Genomic DNA, 19,635 nt, shown 5'->3' with positions numbered 1-19,635 from the left:
AATATATGCTAACATATAAAATAATTAACAAAAATGATAATGTTTATAGATACATCTACTTTCCACTTGGTAAAGACTATAAGATAAAAGGTGGAGAGATTGATATAAATATCGACACTAAAAATTTTAATATAATATCAATTGCACAACTAGATGAAAAAAACACTCTATCAGATGATGAAATTGTAACCATTTTGACACATTTAAATGCTGAAAGAGAAAAAATAGGAGTTGAAAAATTATCATTTGAAGGTTTTAAACAAAATTTAATAAATTACAAATATGCTGAAAAGCTTATATATAGTATATTTGAGCAAATTGATAAAAATAATGTACTAGATAAGGGGATTATATTTTAGCACTCAAATAAATGTAACCGTTTTGAAACTTTTTTGTTGCATTTTATTAATTAATGATGTAATATAGATATATAAAAATATCAGGAGTGTTAAAATGAATCTAAAAAAAATAATTAAAATTGGGGGACTTGCTACATTTGCTACGGCAATAGCCTTTGCGGGAAGTTTTGCATCAAAAGCCGGAAATACATACAAATTGGTAAATACCGTTGATGGTTATTATACATCATATAATGCAAAATATAAGACTGAAGCAAAATTAAAATATTCAGCAGGTGACTACTATGTTTATAATGAATATGATGGGATGATAAATATAACTAAAAATCCAAATTATCCAGGAGCGTGGATAAATCCAAAAGATAATAAAACCGTAGTAGCGAAAGAAGAAGTAGCATATGCTGAATCAGGTGAAAGTTCAGAAAATACAGATTCTATAGGATATATAAATGATGATAATATGTTTGTACTTAACAAAAATGTAAAAGTTTATTATTCTGATTATGAAGCTAAACATAAATTAAATCCAAGAATGACATTTAGTGAGGGCACATATTATATATTCTCAAGAAGTAGAGGCATGATTAATATAACCCAATACAAAGGAGTCCCGGGAGGTTGGATTGATCCAAGTGAGGTTGGTAGTGTAAAGAAAGATAAAACTTCAAAAGTAAAAGAAAATGTAAAAAATGAAAGATCTTCAACAAATGCTAATTCAGAAATTCCATTTGAAACAACATTTTCAAAATATTCTTCATACCCTGTAAAAGTAAATTTAGAAGGATATGATACTGTGGAAGCTGCAAAAAATTATGGACAATCTACTGTAACATTTGAACCAGGTGATTATTATATTATAGGAACCAGTCAAAATATGATAAAATTAGGTTTTGATTATTCCGGAGAAGGATATTGGGTAAATCCAAATTCAAATAATGTAAGAGATACAAATTATCAAACATCAAGACCACAAGAGTTTATAGATAAAATAGCCAGTTATGCAGTAAAAGCAACTAAGGGAAGAGATGTTTATACATCAGTAATGATGGCTCAAACAATTTTAGAAACAGGATATGGTAAATCTACATTATCATCAGTTCCATATCATAATATGTTTGGTATAAAAGGAACATATGATGGAGCATCAGTTGTTATACCTACATTTGAATACGATTCAAATGGAAAATCATATAATGTTTTATCTGAATTTAGAAAATATCCATCATATTTAGAATCATTCCAAGATTATGTAAACTTAATAACAGGATATGAAGATTCTTCAAATTGGAGTTATAGTTATTACTATGGAGCAAGAAAATCACAAACAAATTCATATAAAGATGCTACAAGATATTTATCTAGAACATATGCTACATCACCAATTTATGCTGAAACATTAAATAATATAATTGAGTTATATGATTTAACACAATATGATAACTAGAATTAAAAAATAAAAGTTATAAATATTTTACTTATAATATATATTGAAAAGTCCGATATAAAGGAAATACCTCTATATCGGACTTTTTTGGTATATTTATAGAATATCTAACCTGACTTTTTGATTTAGATATAAAAATATGGTGCTAAAACCTATGGATTATTAATCCATACTTAAAGTGTTTATGCGGTGTAACTAGTTTTTGTTTTTCTTCGAATAATTAGTTATAAATGTAGTCAATATTGTTATTAGATATAAATTTGTAATTCCTAGTTTATAAATTTATGGCAGAAATGTGATAAAATGTTAATGCCAATATTGTTACATTTTTTTTATAATTAAAAGCAGACAGATTTCAAAATTTTCCAGGTTTTGTCCGTAAAATTTTGAATATTTTGAAGAAAATAGCAGACAAAAAGCCTTTATTCGGCATTTTTGTCCGTAAATTTTAAGTTGGAATGTGAATTGCTTCGATAAAAGCAGATGAAATTAATGAAATTGAACATTTCATCCGTAAAATATGCTGATAAGAGCAGATTAAAATGTTAAAAATAGAGATTTCATCTGTAAAATAGTCAAATATCTATAAGTTCGTGAATATAACCAATAGGTTTATATGATTTATGAGCAGTATAGCCACGTTTTAGATCATAAAACTTGAATAGATTTGTAAATAATTTCCTTTTTTATATTTATATGATATCAAAAAAATAATTGAAAAATAAAAAAATATAATTAAAATACAAATAATTGCAAAAAAAGTAGACTTTAATTTACAATGAAAAACTCATGAATTAAGCATAACCAAAAGTAGACTAAAGGCAGTTAATTCCTTGGTTAATCATATAACGAATGTATTTTTATTATTGTATCATAAATTGTAAATTAAAGTCTACTTTTTTTAACATTTGATGATAAATATATAAAAATTAGGAGGAGAAAAATGAAGAAAAAAGGACAAAAGAAAAAATTGTATTATGGTAGTGCGATAGCCTTATCGTCAGCTTTTATTTTGAATGGTTTAACGCCACTTAGTTTATTTGTACAAAAGCCCTCAACAGTATTAGCACAAGCTCAAGAAGAAAATGGCTGGATTAATTTTAATTTTGAAAAATGTAAAGAAAAACAAGACTTTAATGTAAAAGCTAAAGTGGATGAAACTGAAAAAACTGTAACCTTTGAATTTGACTTCTCGCATTGGAGTGACAAAAACGGATTAAAAGGAGCTAAGTTAATAGGGGTTAATGGTCAATGGAACCCAGATGAGGGAAAAAAATTAGAAAAAAAAACATACACCATAACCTTAACATTTGAAGAAGTAAAAAGTATGTGTAATGGCGATGATAATTGTAAAAAAGGATTTAAGATATATTTACCTGCGTTAGAAAAAAACGGCGATAAGAGTAATTGTTGGAGACCATGTGATAAAAGTGGTAAGCTTGGAAGTGGCAACGCACAAATACCAGAGTGTTTAATTGATAAAATTAATGAAGTAGAAGAAAAAATGAAACCGGTTCCAAAAGATTCGGAATTGGAAGCTAAGAAAAAGGAACTGGAAAAGTTAATAGAGGAAGTTCGAGGTATTAATGGAAAGGGATATAAAGTAGAGGGAGAAATCAATCAATATTCTGAGTTAAGTAAAGATATAAGAAGAAAATTAGGTGAGGCTGAACAATTTAAAAATGATAAAATTGATAAAATTGATTCAATAATAAAAGAATTAAAAGAACTAAAAGAAAAATATGAAGCATTAGTCAAATCCAAAGAAGAAAAAGAAAAGTCTGAAAAAGAAGTGAAACCGGTTCCAACACCAACACCAACACCGGAAGAAAAAACTGACAAAACTAATAATGTAAACAGAAAAGAACTAAGTGACTTAATAGATAAAGTTCTAACTCTTCCATGGGATAAAATTATTGATAGTGAAGAACTAAAAGAAGCATTGGGTAAGGCTCGAATGGCTAATGAAAAATTAGATCCAACAAAAGAAGAAATTGATAAAGCAAAAAAAGGATTAGAAGAAGCATATAACAAGATAGTTAAACCGGTAGAACCAGAAAAACCTGTTCAAAGAAAATATGATTTAAGAATAAAAGAAGTAGACGAAAAAGGAAATTCAATTCAATTTTTAGATGTTTTTGAAAACATAACACTTGAAGATGTAAATAGCAAAACAGACGAGGTAATCGGAAAAGACTATAAAGTAGTTAAAACGGATATATCGGATGATGTAAAAACAATAACGGTAAGTGTAGTAAAAATTACTTCTGAAAAACCTGTTGAACCTAAAAAACCTATAGAACCAGAAAAACCAAAAGAAGAAAAACCTGCTCAAAGAAAATATGAATTAAGAATAAAAGAAGTAGACGAAAAAGGAAATTCAATTCAATTTTTAGATGTTTTTGAAAACCTAACACTTGAAGATGTAAATAGCAAAACAGACGAGGTAATCGGAAAAGACTACAAAGTTGTTAAAACGGATATATCGGATGATGTAAAAATAATAACAGTAAGTGTAGTAAAAATTGTTGTTGAAAAGCCAGAGGAACCAAAGAAACCTGTGGAACCAAAGAAACCGGAGGAACCAAAGAAACCGGAGGAACCAAAGAAACCGGAGGAACCAAAGAAACCGGAGGAACCAAAGAAACCGGAGGAACCAAATAAACCGGAAGAACCAAAGAAACCTGTGGAACCAAAGAAACCGGAGGAACCAAAGAAACCTGTGGAACCAAAGAAACCTGTGGAACCAAAGAAACCTGTGGAACCAAAGAAACCAGAGGAACCAAAGAAACCGGAGGAACCAAAGAAACCGGAAGAACCAAATAAACCGGAAGAACCAAAGAAACCTGTGGAACCAAAGAAACCTGTGGAACCAAAGAAACCGGAGGAACCAAAGAAACCGGGAGAACCAAAGAAACCGGGAGAACCAAATAAACCGGAAGAACCAAATAAACCGGAAGAACCAAAGAAACCTGTGGAACCAAAGAAACCAGAGGAACCAAAAAAACCACATGTAGACAATCCTGAAACAGGAGATGCATTTAATCCAAGCGTATATGCAGGTATTATGTCCGTTGTGGGAGGTTTATTAACATTCCTTGGAATAAAAAAAAGAAAAGAAGATTAAAAAATAAGTAAGAAAAATTTTTAATCACAATATGAGATTAAAAATAGGTTAACTAAAAAAATAACGATATTTTATTTATACATCAAATGATTAAAAAGTAAGAATTTAATTAATATTATTAAAAAAATATTATTCTATAAATATAGATACATATATAATTAAGAGGTATTTAATTTAGTTTTTTAGTCAAATACTAACAATACAAGTAGTATTGGCAAAGAATTAAAGTAACACATAGAGAGAATTAGAGTGTAAAATTTCTAATTCTCTTTTAATTTGTTAAATACTTATAATCTCATTTATTTGATGCTAGAATTAGGATAACAATTAACATTAGATAACTGAAAAATGTTTTAAGGGTTTGTCATTTACTTGACACAGTGGGTGACTTGTGGCATACTTATTTGTAATATAAATAGTGATTGTTATTTTAATGGTTACAAGTTTTATTGCATTTTTAATATATAATTAGCAAAAATAAAGGTATGGATATGGGTAAAAAAGAAAGAAAATTAACTCCAAAAGAACAAAAAAGAAAAGAAAAATTTGAAGAGCTTTCTAGTGAGATGATTAAAATGGGATATAAAAAAACAGATTTGACATTGGGTACACTCACAGCTAATCTATTAGCCATACCAATAATGCTTCCTTTTATGGCATTAGGATTATTGATTTTTAAATTAACGCAAGCGAATGTTAAAATTATAATTATGATTGAAATTTTTGATTTAATTATATTATTTGGTATTTTATTAGTCCTAATTGTGATTCATGAATTAATTCATGGTTTGACATGGGGGGCATTTGCAAAAAATCATTTTAAGTCCATTGATTTTGGCTTTATTTGGTCAACACTTACACCATATTGTACATGTAATGAAACTTTGAAAAAATGGCAGTATATATTAGGCGGCTTGATGCCTACATTAGTTTTAGGTTTTGGAATTTTGGCAGCTGCTTGCATATTGCATAATATATTTTTATTTATGATCGCTGAATTAATGATTGTTTCAGGAGGAGGGGATTTCTTGATTGTATTTAAAATATTATTATATAAATCAAAAGGAAATGATGTGTATTATTATGACCATCCTTATGAATGTGGAGTGGTTGTTTTTGAAAAGTAAAATCATACTCAAAAAGGAAGGTTTGGAAATCCCAAAACCTTCCTTTTAACTTATTGATATTAGAATGCATCCATGATTCTAGTCATTTTTAGTTGTTTGTCTTTTAATGTTTTTTGTGCTGCTGCCAATCTTGAAATTGGAACTCTAAATGGAGAACAAGAAACATAATCTAAACCTAATTCATCAAAGAATGCTACGGATGATGGTTCACCACCATGTTCACCACAAACACCAAGTTTGATTCCCGGTCTTGTTTGTCTTCCTAATTTTACTGCATTCTTCATTAATTTACCAACACCTTTTTGGTCAACTACTTGGAATGGATCTTTTTCAAAAATACCATCATCTAAGTATTGTGATAAGAATTTTCCGGCATCATCTCTTGAGAATCCATATGTCATTTGTGTTAAGTCGTTTGTACCAAATGAGAAGAATTCTGCTACGTTTGCAATTTCATCAGCTAATAATGTAGCTCTTGGAATTTCAATCATTGTACCAACATGGTATTCAATTGTTTTGCCTTTTTCAGCAAAAATCTTTTCGACTTCATCTTTAATAGAATCAGCTACAACTGATAATTCTTTTGCATCCCCTGCTAGAGGAATCATTATTTCGGGAATTAAATTTACCCCTTCATCATGCAATCTTAAAGCAGCCCTTATAATTGCTCTTGCTTGCATTTGGTAGATTTCAGGGAATGTAATAGCTAATCTTAAACCTCTGTGACCTAACATTGGGTTTACTTCATGTAAATCATCAATAGCTTTCTTTTGTTCTAAAATTGTTACACCTAGTTCTTTAGCAACTATGGCAATATCTTCATCTGTATGAGGAACAAATTCGTGTAGAGGTGGATCTAATAGACGAATTGTAACTGATCTACCGTCTGCCACTTTGTAGATTTGATAGAAGTCTTCTTCTTGGATTGGTTCAATTTTAGCTAATGCTTTCTTTCTTTGTTCTAATGTTTTTGAAAGAATCATTTCACGTACGGCATTAATTCTATCTTCTGCGAAGAACATATGCTCTGTACGACATAAACCTACACCCTCTGCTCCTAAATCTAAAGCTTGTTTTACATCATGAGGAGTGTCAGCATTTGCTCTAACTTGTAATCTTCTTACTTCGTCAGCCCAACCCATAAATTTAGCAAATTTTCCTGACAATTCAGGATCTTTTGTTTCTAATTTTCCTTCATAAACTATACCTGTTGAACCGTCTAGTGAGATAATATCTCCTTCTCCAAGAACTTTATCTCCAATTGTAACTGTTTTTTCTTTTTCGTTTACTTTTACTTCATGTGCACCTGCGATACAGCATTTACCCATACCACGAGCAACTACAGCTGCGTGAGACGTCATACCACCACGAGATGTTAAAATACCTTTTGCAGAATCCATACCTTGTAAATCTTCTGGTGATGTTTCTGTTCTAACTAAAATTACAGATTCTTTTTTAGCATTTCTTAGCATAGCATCTGTTGCACTAAATGAAATGTAACCTGATGCTGCACCCGGTGATGCTGCTAAACCTTTTGTTAATACTGGAGCTTTATCCATAGCTTTTTTGTCAAAAGTAGGGTGTAGTAATTGATCTAATTGATTTGGTTCAATCATCATCAATGCTTCATCTTTTGTTCTTAAACCTTCTTCAACTAAATCTACTGCAATGTTTATAGCTGCTTCAGCAGTTCTCTTACCATTTCTTGTTTGTAATATGAACAATTTACCATTTTCAATAGTAAACTCTAAGTCTTGCATATCTCTATAGTGTTTTTCTAAGATTTGACCTGTTTCAAAGAATTGTCTATATACTTCAGGCATTTGAGTTTCCAATTCAGAGATATGGCTTGGTGTTCTTATACCTGCAACAACGTCTTCACCTTGAGCATTCATTAAATATTCACCAAATAATGCTTTTTCACCTGTTGCAGGATTTCTTGTAAATGCTACCCCTGTACCTGATGTATCTCCACCATTACCAAATACCATTGATTGTACGTTTACAGCCGTACCTAAATCATGAGGAATACTATTTAATTTTCTATATAGAATGGCTCTTTCATTATTCCATGATGCAAATACTGCTGCTACGGCATCAAGTAATTGTCTTTCAGGTTGTTGTGGGAATTCTTCTCCCATTTCTTTTTTATAAATTTCTTTATATCTTCTTACAACTTCTTTTAAGCTTTCAGCTGAAAGATCTTTATCTAATTCTACTCCGGCTTTTTCTTTTTCATCTTCTAAAACTTCTTCAAATAATTCTTTATTGATTCCTTTTGAAACATCTGAGAACATTTGAATAAATCTTCTATATGAGTCATATGCAAATCTAGGATTTTCAGTATGTTTTGCTAATCCTTCTACTGAGATGTCATTTAATCCTAAATTTAAAACTGTATCCATCATACCAGGCATTGATATTACAGCACCGGATCTAACTGAGAATAATAATGGATTTTCATTATCTCCAAATTTTTTGCCTAATTTTTCTTCTGTTTTTCTAACATTTTTTTCGATTTCCTTTACAAGATCTTCCCATAATGTCTTATTTTCTTGATAGTATCTTGTACATGCTTCAGTAGTAACTGTGAAACCAAATGGTACATTTATACCAAGTCTTGTCATTTCTGCTAAGTTTGCACCTTTACCGCCTAGAAGGCTTCTCATTTCTTTTTTACCTTCATCGAAACTGTATACATATTTCATTTTTGTTGCTCCCTTCGTATATCAATAAGTTTTTTTATTCTTTCTGATGTCTCTTCTATTGAGATATGAGTGACATCAATGGACTGGCAATTTAATTTTTGGATTACTTTTTGAGAATAATCAAGTTCTATATTTACTCTTTCCAGAGTAGCATATCCTGAATCGACCGGAATACCTAAAGATTTGATTCTTTCTTTTCTTATTTCAATCAATCTGCTAGGGTCCATAGTCAATGCGATGATTTTATTTGGTTCAATTTTAAATAGTTCATCAGGTAAATCTATTTCCGGAACCAATGGAATGTTAGTTACTTTATATCCTAAATTAGACATATATATGGATAGGGGAGTTTTAGATGTCCTTGAAACTCCTATTATCACAATATCAGATTCATAAATAGACTGAGGATTTATACCATCATCATTTAATAAAGCGAAGTCAACATGATTGTTTCTCAAACTTTGCTCTAAGATTGATGGGATATTTCCGCCTTTAGAAATTTTAGAAAAAATACTACCCAGGAAGTTGTATACAACTGCATATACATCAAAGTATTTAATATTTAATTGTTTACATTTGTCTTTGATAAACTCAGACATTATTTTGTTTTCAAATGCATAATAAACGATTTGGTCATCCTCATAAATATTAAAATTATGAAGTTGGCCTAATTCATTTAAGTCATCATATATTTTTATGTCAATTTGTAATTCTTGCATAAAATAATTTCTGACTAATATATGAGTTAATGTCTTTGAATTTTTGTCTGATAATATCCAAACCTTTTCATTCTGCATTTCAATCTCCAAAATTAACTTACTATGTTTTTATTATACCAAAAAAAATAAAAAAGTCCATAAAAATACAAAAGGCATACATTTGCATGATTTTATGTGCATATATGCTAAAAAATACTATATTTTACTTAGTTACATTTTGAAAAAGATTACAAAATATATCATTTTTTCTGGAAAAAGTTGGTTTTGTAATATGTTTTTCACTCAATTATTTTGTAACTTTATATATTAATGTTTTTTATATTACAATTATTTATAGGTTTAAATTATCTAAAAAAGATTTGTCATATATAAGTGTTTTTATGGTGGAGTTTTATTGCGTATGTAAATTATGTAAATACAGAAAATTGATCATATATAGGTAAAAATTTAATAAAGAGATATCTGAAAGTTAAAAAAACATCTGTAGATTTGGAGAAAATATTGTAAACTTGACTATAATTAAGTTAAATACTATAATTAAAGAATATAAAAAGGAAAAATTATAATAATCTAGGAGAGTAAGATGAAAAATCTTGAAAAAAATTATAATCCTAAGTCCTTTGAAGATAGAATCTACAAGGATTGGGAAAATGGGGGGTATTTTACCGCTCAAGTTGATAAGTCTAAAGAGCCATTTACAATAGTCATGCCGCCACCAAATGTAACAGGAAATTTACACATGGGGCATGCATTGGTCTCAACTCTTCAAGATATAGTTATAAGATGGAAGAGAATGTCAGGTTATTCAACACTTTGGTTACCTGGTACTGACCATGCAAGTATTGCGACAGAAGCAAAAGTTGTAGAAAAAATTAGAAATGAAGGTCATACAAAATTTGAACTAGGAAGAGAAAAATTTTTAGAAGAAGCATGGGATTGGACTCACAAATATGGTGGAAATATAAAGAAACAACTTAGAAAAATAGGAGTTTCTGCTGATTGGTCAAGAGAAGCATTTACACTAGATAAAAATCTATCAAGTGCTGTTGAAGAAGTTTTTGTAAAAATGTACAATGACAGACTAATTTATAGAGGTGAAAGAATTGTAAATTATTGTCCATATTGTGATACTGCAATATCAGATGCAGAAGTTGATCACAAAGACGAAAAAGGTAATTTATGGTATTTTGATTATCCATTAAAAAATTTAGATAGAAAAATTACAATTGCTACAACTAGACCGGAAACAATGCTAGGAGACTTGGCTGTTGCAGTAGATCCAACTGATGAAAGATATCAAGATTTAATAGGGGAAATGGTAATTTTACCTATAGTTAATAGAGAAATACCTATTATTTCAGATGACTATGTTGATAAAGAATATGGTACAGGTGTGGTAAAAATTACACCATCACATGATCCTAATGACTTTGAAGTTGGACAAAGACATGATTTAGGTCAATGTGTTGTTATAGAACATGATGGTACAATATCTGATGGTTATGGTGAATTCTCAGGATTAGATAGATATGAAGCAAGAAAAAAAATAGTTGCAAAAATGGATGAATTAGGTCTATTAGGCAAAATAGAAGAATTAGAACATGCTGTAGGACATTGTTCAAGATGTGGGACAATAATTGAACCACTTGTTTCAAAACAATGGTTTGTTGCAATGAAAGAATTAGTAAAACCAGCTTTAGAAGCATATACTAGTGGAGAACTTAAAATCATTCCTGAAAGATTTGGAAAAATTTATGTAAACTGGTTGGAAAATCTAAGAGATTGGAATATTTCAAGACAGTTATGGTGGGGGCACAGATTACCTGTTTACTACACTGAAAATGGAGAAATCATTGTTTCCAAAGAACAACCGGATGAAAGTGTTTATGGAAAAGTTACAAGAGATAGTGATACACTTGATACATGGTTTTCATCTGCGTTGTGGCCATTTTCAACATTAGGTTGGCCAAATGAAAATGCTGAAGATTATAAATATTTCTTCCCAACAAATACGCTTATAACAGGTTATGATATTATTTTCTTCTGGGTAATAAGAATGGTATTTTCATCATTATATAATACTGGAAAACTACCATTTAACACAGTATATCTAAACGGAATTGTTAGAGATAGTCAAGGTAGAAAAATGTCTAAATCATTAAATAATGGTATTGACCCACTTGATGAAATCGATAAATATGGTGCAGATGCTATAAGATTTAATTTAGTAAGTGGAAATTCACCAGGAAATGATATGAGATATATCGACGATGAAGTTAAAGATAAGAGAAATTTTGCTAATAAGATTTGGAATGCATCAAGATTTATATTCATGAATATGGAAGATGAAAAAGAATATAAATTAGATAGAGGTAAATTAACAATCGAAGATAAATGGATAATTTCTAGAATTAATACATTATCAAAAGATATTGATAGATTATTAAATCAATATGAAATTGGTATTGTTGCAGTAAACTTATATGAATTTATATGGTTTGAATTCTGTGATTGGTATATCGAATTTGTGAAAACAAGATTACATGATGAAGGAGAAGTAAAAGATAATGCTTTAGCAGTATTATTATATTCTTTAGAAAATATCTTGAAATTATTACATCCATTTATGCCATATATCACTGAAGAAATTTATTCTTATTTGCCAAATAAAGAAGATTTAATAATAGTTGCAAATTATCCAAAATATGAAGAATTAAATCATTATGAATGGGAAGAAAAAGCAGTTTCTAAACTTATCGATGCAATTACATCATTGAGAGCTCAAAGATTAGAATTGAACGTACCAAATAAGAATAAGTCAAAATTATATATATTTACTGAATCTGATGAAACAGCAGGAATTTTCTCTAAATTATCAAATAATTTAATTTCATTAGCAAACCTGAGTGAAGTTGAAATTATTAGAGAAGATAAAGAAATAGATAATGTTGCTGTAACAGTAAAAGATGATTATAAATTATATCTTTCATTAGATGGTCTTATTGATTTAAAAAAAGAATTAAGTAGATTAGAAAATGAAAAAGATAAGATAATTGCAGAGTTAAATAGAGCTAAAGGGAAATTATCAAATGAGAAATTCATACAAAAAGCTCCTAAAAATTTAGTTGATGCTGAAAAAGAAAAAGTTGAAAAATACACTAATATGCTTAATGAAGTAGAAAAAAGTATTGAAGATATTAAAAATAAATAATTATATTAAACTTTAATGGAAGGTAATTTATGAATAGAAAAAAAGTTGTATTATTTAGTGAAGAGCAAATTCAAGAAACTGTAAAAAGAATGGGAAAAGAAATTACAGAAGCTTACGGCAATGAACCAATTTATGCAATTTCTTTATTAAGAGGGAGTTTTGTATTTGCAGCTGATTTAGTTAGAAAAATAGAAACTCCAACAGTTGTAGAATTTATGACTACATCAAGTTATGGTGACAATGAAGAAACTTCAGGTAGAGTAGATATTATTAATGATGTAAGATTTGATTTGGAAGGAAAAAATGTTTTAATAATTGATGATATATGTGATTCGGGTATAACACTTAATGCTATAGTAAATCATATTAAAGAAAAAAATCCAAAATCTATTAAAACAGCCGTATTTTTAGATAAACCTGAAAGAAGAAGAGTTGAAATTTATCCCGACTTTATTGGGCAAGAAATTGAAGACTTATTTGTAGTAGGGTACGGACTAAATTATGGTGACTTCTATAGAAATTGCCCATATATTTTTGCATTTGTAAATAGTGAAGAATAATGTATAATAGATTTTCAGATTTTTATGATGAATTAGTATTTGATATTGATTATGAAAAATATGCAAACAATATTTTTGAAATATTAAATAAATATAATGTAAATAAAGGAAATATCCTAGAAATAGGATGTGGAACGGGAAATTTAACTCAAGAATTATCAAAAAATAAAGATTATAATATCTTAGCATTTGATAATTCTATTGAGATGTTAAACCACTCTTTTGTAAAATTATCGGACAAAGAGAATGTAACGATAATTTTACAAGATATGTACAAATTTGATTATAAATCATTTAAGCATGATGCGATTATAACTCTTCTAGATGTAATAAATTATATTACTGATGAAGCTAAGTTAGAAAAACTTTTTAAAAATATTTATGATGGGTTAAATGAAAATGGTGTATTTATTTTTGATTTAAATAGTAGGTATAAACTATTGGAAGTGTTGGGAAATAATCAATATATCTATGAAAGAAAAAATATTTTCTATACTTGGGAAAATAGACTCGTAGGAGATAAAGTTAATTTTTATTTAAACTTTTTTGTTAAAAATAAAGATGGACTTTATGAGAGAGTTGAAGAAATGCAAGTTGAGAAGTATTATTCAATTGAATTTATTGTAGAAAAATTAAAGACTGTTGGATTTCGTGAAATTGATTACATAGATGAAGATGGAGGAGTGTTTAAGGAAAATAATACTCAAAGAATTTTATTCTCTGCGAAAAAATAATTTGAATATATATTATTTTGTGATATTATATAGGCATAGTGAAAATAATTTCACTATAAATTTGGGAGGATAAAAATGGTAAAAGGTACAGTTAAATGGTTTAACGCTAAAAAAGGATATGGATATATTACTACAGAAGAAGGAAATGATGTATTTGTGCACTTTACAGCTTTAGAAGATAATGGTGAATTCAGAACATTAAAAGATGGACAAGAAGTTGAATTTGAAGTTATTGAAGGTGAAAAAGGACCTCAAGCTGCAAATGTAGTTAAACTATAGTAGTAAACAATTCTTAAATAATATTTGAATTGAACATTTTAGAGATTGAAATTAATTTCAATCTCTTTTTTATATTTTTAAAATTAGGTATAATATATGTATTAAGTAACGTGAGGTATTTTATGAAAAATTATTTAATTAGGGCTATAGATAAAAATAAATCAGTGAGAATTTTTATTGCTGATACAACTGAAATTGTTAGAGAAATAAGAAGGGTTCATCAAAGTTCAGCAACAGGAAGTGCAGCATTGGGTAGATTAGCAACCATTTCTCTTATAATGGGAGTTACTACAAAAAATGATAATGAAAAATTAACTATAAGATTTGATGGTGGTGGAGTAGGTGGTAAACTTATTGCCGTTTCAAATACAAAAGGTGAAGTTAAAGTAACAGCTACAAATCCTGAAGCGGATGCACCTTCAAAATATCCCGGGAAGCTTGATGTAAGTGCTTTTGTAGGTAAAGATGGTAATTTAGCTGTAATTAGAGATTATGGATTAAAAGAACCATATACCGGATTGTCAAATATTGTTACTGGAGAAATTGCAGAAGATATTGCTAATTATTATTTTTATTCCGAACAAACACCTTCAATTGTTTCGTTGGGAGTTTTAGTGGATACGGATTTATCTATTAGAGCTGCCGGTGGTATTTTTGTACAAGTATTACCGGGAATTAAAGATGAGGAATTAACTATTTTAGAAAAAATTGCTTCAAATCTGGATCCGGTTTCTAAAATGATAGATAACGGCTTAACACCGGAAGAAATTTTAGAAAAGTATTTTTCAGAAATAAAACCTGAAATTATCGAAAAACAAAAATTAACATATAATTGTGACTGCTCGAGAGAGCGAATTGAGAAAGGATTGATATCAATTGGAAAAAAAGACCTACAACACTTATTGGATGAAGATGGACAAGCTGAAGTAATATGTGATTTTTGTAAAACTAAATATGTATTTGATAGAGAAAATTTAGAAAATTTAATTAAAGAAAGTAAATAGGAAAATAAATGCAAAATTATATTTTTTATATTGAATTGATAGGGATAGTAGCTTTTGCTATTTCAGGTGCTCTAGAGGGCATTAAAAACAGGATGGACTTTTTGGGTGTTGTTATATTAGGTATTGTAACAGCAACAGGTGGAGGAGTTATTAGAGATTTGATACTGGGAATAAATCCTCCCTTATCATTTAGAAGTGGATTAAATATATATATTTCAATAATTACATCAGTTATAGTATTTGTTGTTGCTTTATTTAATGATAAGGTTAATAAAAGAACAGTTCATAAAGTTTTTGAAGATGCATTAGTGTATACAGATGCTGTAGGATTAGGAGTATTCACTGTTACAGGTATGCAAATAGCTTATTCTGTTAGTTATGAATATAGTGCAATTCTTTATATTTTTGTTGGACTTATATCAGGTGTAGGTGGAGGGGTAATAAGAGATTTACTTACAGATAATGTTCCATATATTATGGATAGACATGTCTATGCTTCCGCAAGTATTGCCGGCGGTTTTGTATTTCATCAACTACAATGGCAAACAATAATTCACGATGTTATTTCAATTCCTGTATGTATAATTATCATTGTTATTATTAGAGTATTTGCATATAAGAAAAAATGGAATCTTCCAAAAGCTACAAGAATAATAGATTAAATTAAAAAAATTGCCGACGCCATTAGTCCTTGCTCATTTAAGAGCTGTGGATATGCCCAAGCAATTTTTTTATTTTAACTTAATCTGTGAATATTTAATTTTTTTTATTTCTTTATTGATATTCAAAAACATCTAATAATTTATTTGATTATTTTTAGTTATTTGTCAATTTTAATTTTTTTAATACTGCAAAAAATCCACTTAAAACAACTGCTGATACTGATGCTAATACCATCCCGCTTAATTTTATTGAACCGAATTGTACTGATAATCCGGATAAGCCTGAAATAAATACAACTGATGTAAGTACAAGATTTAAGCTTTTTGAGTAGTCAATCTTTTGATCTACTAACAATCTTATTCCTGATGTACCTATCATTCCATATAGTAAGAATGTTACCCCACCAATTACATTTCCGGGGATGGTTTTTATTAGTGCTGCTAATGGACCGAAAAATGCCATTAAAATTGAAATTACAGCTGCTCCTGCGATTACTTGTACTGAATAAACTCCTGTGATAGCCATAACACCGATATTTTCACCATATGTTGTAGTCGGTACACCTCCAACTAAACCGGACAATGCTGATGAAAAGTTGTCGGCAAAAATTGACCTATGTAAACCGGGTTCTTTAACTAAATCTTTTCCAACAATATTTGAAGTTACAACTTGATGTGAAATGTGTTCAGAAGTTATAACTAAAAGTACCGGAATCATTGCAACTATTGATTCCCATGAAAATTTAGCTAATTGGAAGTTTGGTATTGTAAATAATTTTGCTTCTAAAACTGGTGTAAAATCAACCATATTGAAAAATATAGCTGTGATATAACCGACAATTATTGATATTAAGATAGGAATAGTTGAGAAAAATCCTCTAAATACTACCGAGCCTATTATCGCAGTCAAAAGTGTAACTAAAAATACAATCCAATCAGCGTGTTTTGCCGTTTCAGTCATTAGATTTGCTCCGATAGCACCACCTGTAACAGTGTTTCCGGCAAGCTCAAATCCTATTAAAGCTACAACAGCTCCCATTGCAGCAGGGGGTAGGACTATGTCTATCCATTTTGTCCCGAATTTATATATAACAAATGCTAATAAACAGCCCAAAAGTCCAACTACAATAAAAGCACCTTGAGCATATTCAAATCCTTGTTTAGCAATAATAGCAGTACCGGGTGCTAAAAATGCAAAACTTGAACCTAAATAAGCAGGTGCTTTTTTCTTTGTTATTAAAATAAATAATAAAGTACCAATCCCATTCATCAATAAAACAATACCTGGATTAATACCAAAAATAATAGGAACTAAAATAGACGCTCCAAACATTGCAAATGTATGTTGTAATGAAAGTGGTAATAATAATTTTCCAGGAACTTTTTCTTCGATTTGATAAATGTGTTTCTTGTTTTTCATATATCCTCCTAAAATTTCACTGTGAATAACTTTACTATAGATTAAAATAAATGTCAATATATTTTTGAACGGTCTCTTAAATTTATATTTTAGTAATAAGAATTGGTGGTATTGTCATATTTTTCATTTCTTTTTATGATTTTCACTTTTTGAAGGGTATATCTGAAATTTCAATGTAAAAAAGCTATTACAAAATAATATTATTAATTATTTTGCAATAGCTCGTAAATTAAATTATTTTAAATATAAGACAACAGGGCAGTGGTCTGATCCTAATTGCTCCATATGAATACTTGCATCTAGTAGTCTATCTTCAAAATCCTTACTTACTACAAAGTAGTCAATTCTCCAACCGATATTTCTCTCTCTTGCCTTTGTGATATATGACCACCATGTGTACATATCAGTAATATCAGGATAAAAATATCTATATGTGTCGATGAATCCTGCATTTAACAATTCGGTAAATTTATTTCTTTCCTCATCTGTAAAACCGGCATTTTTACGATTAGATTTTGGATTTGCAAGGTCGATTTCTTTATGAGCAACATTTAAATCACCGCATAAAATAACGGGTTTAGTTTTGTTAAGATTTAATAAATATTCCCTAAAATCATCTTCCCATTTTTGTCTGTAATCTAATCTGAGTAATCCTCTTTTTGAATTTGGTGTGTAACAGGTTACCATATAAAAATCCTCAAATTCTAAAGTGATAACTCTACCCTCTTTATCGTGTTCTTCGATACCTATACCATATGATTCACTTAAAGGTTTTTCTTTTGTGAATATTGCTGTACCGGAATATCCTTTTTTTTCTGCATAGTTGTAGTATTCAAAATATTCTGGTAGGTCCAGTTTTAATTTACCTTCAGACATTTTTATTTCCTGCAAACAAAGAATATCTGGATTTTCTTGATTTACATAATCCATAAATCCTTTGTTCATAACAGCTCTCAGTCCATTAACATTCCATGAAATTAACTTCATTTATTCTCCTTACGTTTTTTTTCAATAGCTTTTTGATATATATCTAATAATATCTTAGCCTGATTTAAATGATCATTTTCTATAGAATATTTTAACACATTTTGTTTTAATTTTTCAGCTTCTTCATTACTTAAACTTAAAATTTTGTTAAAAATTTTATTGAAATCTTCATAGCTATCCCATTGATACCCATTAATACCTTTTTTTATTTGATCTTTATTAGGTTTATCAAGTTTAATAATTGCAGGTAGTCCACAGGCCATTGCCTCAAGCATTGAAATTGAGTGCATCTCTGAAAGTGAAGCTGTTGTATAGTAATCCATTGCATGCAAATATTTAGAAATTTCAGTATTTGGCACCGAACCAACTAAAATAATTTTATTTTCAAAATTATTTTTTATAATTTGTTTTTGTATTTCTTCAAATTGTGGTCCATTACCAATGATAAATAATTTAGCTTTTTCTTCCGGGAAATCAGATTTTATCCAATTATTTATTAATTCCTTAATATTTTTTTCATCACCAATTCTACCTACAAATACAAATGCTTTTGCATCATCATTTAGATTATATTTTTCTCTAAATTTTACTCTAAAATTCTTTGTTTCTTCAGTTTCCCTAAAATTCTCAAACTCTACTGCATTATCAATAACTACTACTTTTTTGTTAATACCTTGTCTATCCATATAGCATTGAGCTTTAGGAGATGGACTCGTAACAACGTCAGCTTTTTTATAAAATTTTCTAAAATACTTATCAGATATTTTTTTTGAAAATTCTTCAAAATATTTTAATCCAACGTAGAATAAAAATCTGTCATATTCTGTATGTAAAGTATAAATTGCAGGAATATTGAGCTTTTCTGCAACTCTTAAACCAGTAGCTCCAATTGCGAATTCATTTTGAATATGGACTACATCCGGCTTAAATTCTTTAGCTATTTTTATTCTTGAAAAATGTATAGGTAATGCAATTCTATAATTATATATTTTCTTTAGCATAATACCTGGTACATAAACAACATTATCCTTAAATTCAATTTTAGTTTGTTTTTCTGAACCTACGGTAATTACCATTACTTCGTGCCCCAATTTTTCGTATGTGTCTTTTAAGATTTTCGTTTGTGTTGCCACACCGTTTATATACGGTGGATAAGTTTCTGTGAAAATTGCTATTTTCATACATACCTCCATGTTTAATTTAGATTATATCACATAATTGCAATTAGCGAATTATATTTCTATTTTGTAACATTGTAGTATATAATAAAATAAAAACATTTAGGAGAAATAAT

15 protein-coding genes are annotated in these 19,635 nt (G+C 29.0%); 10 read left to right on the top strand and 5 right to left on the bottom strand.

Annotated elements, in window-relative coordinates:
* Positions 1-5: 5 nt before the first annotated feature.
* The 4 genes from ABGF45_RS01280 (at position 6) to ABGF45_RS01265 (ending at position 6,057) form a co-directional block, all read left to right on the top strand.
* Entirely contained in the window at positions 6-359 is a 354-nt protein-coding gene (locus ABGF45_RS01280) for a hypothetical protein (protein ID WP_134710545.1), read from the top strand.
* Between the two features lie 94 nt (positions 360-453).
* Positions 454-1,803, top strand: coding sequence for a glycoside hydrolase family 73 protein (locus tag ABGF45_RS01275; protein WP_134743991.1), 1,350 nt, complete (start codon positions 454-456; stop codon positions 1,801-1,803).
* A gap of 943 nt (positions 1,804-2,746) precedes the next feature.
* Positions 2,747-4,930: an LPXTG cell wall anchor domain-containing protein gene (locus tag ABGF45_RS01270; protein ID WP_209021661.1), complete on the top strand. Its 2,184-nt coding sequence runs from the start codon at positions 2,747-2,749 to the stop codon at positions 4,928-4,930.
* A gap of 491 nt (positions 4,931-5,421) precedes the next feature.
* A complete protein-coding gene (locus tag ABGF45_RS01265) occupies positions 5,422-6,057 on the top strand; it encodes a DUF3267 domain-containing protein (protein ID WP_134710548.1) in 636 nt (211 codons plus the stop codon).
* Between the two features lie 59 nt (positions 6,058-6,116).
* Here ABGF45_RS01265 and ppdK read toward each other — a convergent pair whose 3' ends face one another.
* Both ppdK and ABGF45_RS01255 read right to left on the bottom strand, forming a co-directional pair.
* A complete protein-coding gene (gene ppdK / locus ABGF45_RS01260; RefSeq protein WP_134710550.1) occupies positions 6,117-8,765 on the bottom strand; it encodes a pyruvate, phosphate dikinase in 2,649 nt (882 codons plus the stop codon).
* Positions 8,762-9,562: a kinase/pyrophosphorylase gene (locus tag ABGF45_RS01255; RefSeq protein WP_134710552.1), complete on the bottom strand. Its 801-nt coding sequence runs from the start codon at positions 9,560-9,562 to the stop codon at positions 8,762-8,764. Before ABGF45_RS01255 ends, ppdK begins: the two co-directional genes overlap by 4 nt.
* Before the next feature lie 505 nt (positions 9,563-10,067).
* Between ABGF45_RS01255 and ABGF45_RS01250 the strand changes: the two genes are divergently transcribed.
* From ABGF45_RS01250 to ABGF45_RS01225, 6 genes are all read left to right on the top strand, one after another.
* Positions 10,068-12,695: a valine--tRNA ligase gene (locus tag ABGF45_RS01250; protein ID WP_134743990.1), complete on the top strand. Its 2,628-nt coding sequence runs from the start codon at positions 10,068-10,070 to the stop codon at positions 12,693-12,695.
* Between the two features lie 29 nt (positions 12,696-12,724).
* Complete coding sequence (gene hpt, locus ABGF45_RS01245) at positions 12,725-13,255, top strand: hypoxanthine phosphoribosyltransferase (RefSeq protein WP_134710556.1); 531 nt, start codon at positions 12,725-12,727, stop codon at positions 13,253-13,255.
* A complete protein-coding gene (locus tag ABGF45_RS01240; protein ID WP_134710558.1) occupies positions 13,255-13,989 on the top strand; it encodes a class I SAM-dependent methyltransferase in 735 nt (244 codons plus the stop codon). Before hpt ends, ABGF45_RS01240 begins: the two co-directional genes overlap by 1 nt.
* Positions 13,990-14,064: 75 nt before the next feature.
* On the top strand, positions 14,065-14,268 hold the full coding sequence (locus ABGF45_RS01235) for a cold-shock protein (protein ID WP_134710560.1): 204 nt from the start codon (positions 14,065-14,067) through the stop codon (positions 14,266-14,268).
* Between the two features lie 122 nt (positions 14,269-14,390).
* On the top strand, positions 14,391-15,272 hold the full coding sequence (gene hslO / locus ABGF45_RS01230; RefSeq protein WP_134743989.1) for an Hsp33 family molecular chaperone HslO: 882 nt from the start codon (positions 14,391-14,393) through the stop codon (positions 15,270-15,272).
* 8 nt (positions 15,273-15,280) lie between these two features.
* Positions 15,281-15,934 (top strand): trimeric intracellular cation channel family protein, encoded by a 654-nt coding sequence (locus ABGF45_RS01225; protein WP_134710564.1) that lies wholly within the window; start codon positions 15,281-15,283, stop codon positions 15,932-15,934.
* A 154-nt stretch (positions 15,935-16,088) separates the two neighbouring features.
* Here the strand turns inward: ABGF45_RS01225 and uraA are convergent, their stop codons facing one another.
* From uraA to ABGF45_RS01210, 3 genes are all read right to left on the bottom strand, one after another.
* The gene (gene uraA, locus ABGF45_RS01220) at positions 16,089-17,354 is read right to left on the bottom strand and encodes a uracil permease (protein ID WP_134710566.1); all 1,266 of its coding nucleotides are present in this window, start codon (positions 17,352-17,354) and stop codon (positions 16,089-16,091) included.
* 234 nt (positions 17,355-17,588) lie between these two features.
* Positions 17,589-18,341 carry an exodeoxyribonuclease III gene (locus ABGF45_RS01215; protein ID WP_134743988.1) on the bottom strand — a complete coding sequence of 251 codons (753 nt, stop codon included), beginning with the start codon at positions 18,339-18,341 and terminating at the stop codon, positions 17,589-17,591.
* Positions 18,338-19,522, bottom strand: coding sequence for a glycosyltransferase (locus ABGF45_RS01210; RefSeq protein WP_134743987.1), 1,185 nt, complete (start codon positions 19,520-19,522; stop codon positions 18,338-18,340). The genes ABGF45_RS01215 and ABGF45_RS01210 overlap by 4 nt, the downstream gene beginning before the upstream one ends.
* Positions 19,523-19,635: the final 113 nt, after the last annotated feature.

This window comes from Helcococcus sp. KG196 (genome assembly GCF_046035495.1).
Taxonomy (GTDB): Bacteria; Bacillota; Clostridia; order Tissierellales; family Peptoniphilaceae; genus Helcococcus; species Helcococcus ovis.
The sequence above is the reverse complement of the archived record's forward strand: the minus strand, read 5'-3'. Positions and strand labels throughout refer to the sequence as shown.

What these genes read in the sequence shown, in the direction of transcription:
- hslO (WP_134743989.1), top strand. Translation starts at nt 14,391, where the DNA reads ATGAAAAATTATTTAATTAGGGCTATAGATAAAAATAAATCAGTGAGA.
- ABGF45_RS01235 (WP_134710560.1), top strand. Translation starts at nt 14,065, where the DNA reads ATGGTAAAAGGTACAGTTAAATGGTTTAACGCTAAAAAAGGATATGGA.
- ABGF45_RS01255 (WP_134710552.1), bottom strand. Translation starts at nt 9,562, where the DNA reads ATGCAGAATGAAAAGGTTTGGATATTATCAGACAAAAATTCAAAGACA.
- uraA (WP_134710566.1), bottom strand. Translation starts at nt 17,354, where the DNA reads ATGAAAAACAAGAAACACATTTATCAAATCGAAGAAAAAGTTCCTGGA.
- ABGF45_RS01265 (WP_134710548.1), top strand. Translation starts at nt 5,422, where the DNA reads ATGGGTAAAAAAGAAAGAAAATTAACTCCAAAAGAACAAAAAAGAAAA.
- ABGF45_RS01280 (WP_134710545.1), top strand. Translation starts at nt 6, where the DNA reads ATGCTAACATATAAAATAATTAACAAAAATGATAATGTTTATAGATAC.
- ABGF45_RS01275 (WP_134743991.1), top strand. Translation starts at nt 454, where the DNA reads ATGAATCTAAAAAAAATAATTAAAATTGGGGGACTTGCTACATTTGCT.
- ABGF45_RS01250 (WP_134743990.1), top strand. Translation starts at nt 10,068, where the DNA reads ATGAAAAATCTTGAAAAAAATTATAATCCTAAGTCCTTTGAAGATAGA.
- ABGF45_RS01225 (WP_134710564.1), top strand. Translation starts at nt 15,281, where the DNA reads ATGCAAAATTATATTTTTTATATTGAATTGATAGGGATAGTAGCTTTT.
- ABGF45_RS01270 (WP_209021661.1), top strand. Translation starts at nt 2,747, where the DNA reads ATGAAGAAAAAAGGACAAAAGAAAAAATTGTATTATGGTAGTGCGATA.
- hpt (WP_134710556.1), top strand. Translation starts at nt 12,725, where the DNA reads ATGAATAGAAAAAAAGTTGTATTATTTAGTGAAGAGCAAATTCAAGAA.
- ppdK (WP_134710550.1), bottom strand. Translation starts at nt 8,765, where the DNA reads ATGAAATATGTATACAGTTTCGATGAAGGTAAAAAAGAAATGAGAAGC.
- ABGF45_RS01215 (WP_134743988.1), bottom strand. Translation starts at nt 18,341, where the DNA reads ATGAAGTTAATTTCATGGAATGTTAATGGACTGAGAGCTGTTATGAAC.
- ABGF45_RS01240 (WP_134710558.1), top strand. Translation starts at nt 13,255, where the DNA reads ATGTATAATAGATTTTCAGATTTTTATGATGAATTAGTATTTGATATT.
- ABGF45_RS01210 (WP_134743987.1), bottom strand. Translation starts at nt 19,522, where the DNA reads ATGAAAATAGCAATTTTCACAGAAACTTATCCACCGTATATAAACGGT.